The 2,207-nt window shown below is 69.7% G+C and carries 2 protein-coding genes; one reads left to right on the top strand and one right to left on the bottom strand.

Annotation, left to right across the window (positions count from 1 at the left end):
- Positions 1 to 942, bottom strand: a 942-nt coding sequence (locus ACIBSV_RS50615) for an alkaline phosphatase family protein (RefSeq protein WP_395874787.1), incomplete at its 3' end; no start/stop codon positions are given.
- A gap of 323 nt (positions 943 to 1,265) precedes the next feature.
- Here ACIBSV_RS50615 and ACIBSV_RS50610 point away from each other — a divergent pair.
- A partial coding sequence (locus ACIBSV_RS50610) for a hypothetical protein (protein ID WP_395874785.1) occupies positions 1,266 to 2,207 on the top strand: 942 nt, incomplete at its 3' end.

Raw genomic sequence — 2,207 nt, 5'->3', positions numbered from 1 at the left:
GTCCTGCCAGACCTCGGTGATCGGTGTCGCGGTCGCGGCCTGGCCCGAGCGCCGGGTGCCGTACATGTCCTCGAACGTGCGCAGCAGGCTGTAGTGGTCCTTGCGGCCCGCGTACTGGCCGGGCTTGACGTGCGCCCCGTACAGGACGGTCGCGATCCGGTTCTCGCTGCGGAAGTTGTCCTCGTCCCAGGTGACCACGAGCAGGCTGTTGTGGGTCTTGGCCCACTCCGCGTAGCCGCTCAGCTTGTTCCGGGTCCAGGTGTCACCCGTGGAGATCCCGCAGGCCGGGTTGAACAGGCGATCGTGCATGTCGTTGCACTGGTTCGGCACGACGTAGGAGATCGTGGGCAGGGTGTTGTAGTCGGTGGGGAAGGCGGTGGCCGGATACGTGGTGGCGGCGGGCACGTTCGCGAACGACAACCACGGATTGTGCTTGCGCGCGTACGAACCACTCGTGCAGGCCCCCGGGTTGGCCGCCGACCAGTCCTCGTTGTAGCTGCCCCACGTGGCGCCCACGTCGATCAGTTGCCTGGCGAGGTTGTCCGCGGTGTACGGCGAGCCGGGCGGCGGACACTCGTCACCGGTGACGCCCTGCGTGGAACCGGAGAACATCGCCATGTAGTTGGGCTGGCTGGGATGCGTCTCGCCGTGGAAATCGGTGAACGAAGCGCCGCCGGCGGCGAGCTGGTTGATGTATGGGGCCTGCGAATTGCCGATGATCTCCTCGTAGTTGGCGTTCTCGTGCACGACCACCACCACGTGGTCGTAGCGCGGGATGGCGGCGGCGGCCTGCGCCTTCGGGCGGTCGGGAGCGCCGGCCGAGGCGGGGGCGGTCACGGCGGTGATCGCGCCGAGCGCGACCGCGACGGACAACGCGACGAATGTGGCCGATCGGGGCTTGCCCCGGGCCCTCGACCGGGACCCGGATCCGGAGTCGAACATGACCTGGCGCCTCCTTGGGCGTGGACGAAGCGGAATCGCAGCGTGGAATCGGCACCCCGAGGAAGCAACGCCCTTCGCGGGCACCGAGAATGGGTTCACCCCGGCCCGGGGCCGCACGTCCCGCGGTCGACTTCCGTGCCTGGACTGGCCGGGAGAGGGCGGCGTTCCGCCCGCAAGGCCGGATGATCGCGGTCGCACGCCGACCCAGCGCTCATGTACCGATGCCCAAGCGGTGCGGTGCCGGCGAACCCATGTCGGTGCGTCATGAATGCATGCCCGACCGGTATTGGACGCGGGTGAGATCGGCCTCATCTCCTGGAAACATGAATCGACCACGTCCCCAGGCAAGGTCGCACAGTCGTCCACCGATCGGCGGGCGCGGACGGCTCGACCGCCTCCGTGCCCTCCGTGCCACCCGTGCGACCCGCACCGTCCGTACCGCTTGCGTCGCGGCCCTGGCCACCGCCTTGGCCACGCTCACCGGCGCCACCCCCGCGCACGCCGTCGAGCCACCCCGGGTGCAGTGCAACCTGGCCGACGCGCGGATCGGCGAGTCCAGTGGTCTGGCGCCCAGTTCCCGGCACCCGGGCATCGCCTACACGCTCAACGACAGCGGGAACACCTCCGACGTGTTCGCGATCGACACGAGCACCTGCCGCACCGTCGCGGTGTTGCGCGTGTCGGGAGTGACCAACACCGACTGGGAGGCCATCGCGGTCGGCAAGGACGACGCGGGTGCCCCGGCGATCTTCGTGGCCGACATCGGCAACAACTTCGGCACGCGCGCCCAGGTCACGCTGTACCGCATCGCCGAGCCCGCGACGCTCGCCGATGCCGGCGTGCCCGCGACGAGCTTCCCGTTGCGGTTCGCCGACGGGCAACACGACGCCGAGACCGCGATGATCGATCCGCGCGACAACCGGCTGTACGTGGCGAGCAAGCTCTTCGGCGCGCCCGGTTCGCTCTACTCGGCGCCGCTGCGGTTGCGCACCGACCAGGTCAACGACCTGACCGCGGTGGGGCCCGCTCCGGACACCGCGACCGACGGCGCGTTCGCGCCGGACGGGCGCTCGTTCGCGATCCGCAACTATTCGGACGTCACCGTCTATTCGGCGCCCGGGCAACAACTCGCCAAGTTCGCGTCGCCGAGCACGACGCAGGGCGAGTCGCTGATGTACGCGCCCGACGGCAGGTCGTTGTACGTCGGTTCCGAGGGCGCCAACAGCCCGCTGTGGATGGTCCCGTTGCCACCCGAGGCGATCCCG

The sequence above is a fragment of the Embleya sp. NPDC050154 genome, from assembly GCF_044460165.1.
In the GTDB taxonomy this organism is placed as follows: Bacteria; Actinomycetota; Actinomycetes; order Streptomycetales; family Streptomycetaceae; genus Embleya.
The sequence above is the reverse complement of the archived record's forward strand: the minus strand, read 5'-3'. Positions and strand labels throughout refer to the sequence as shown.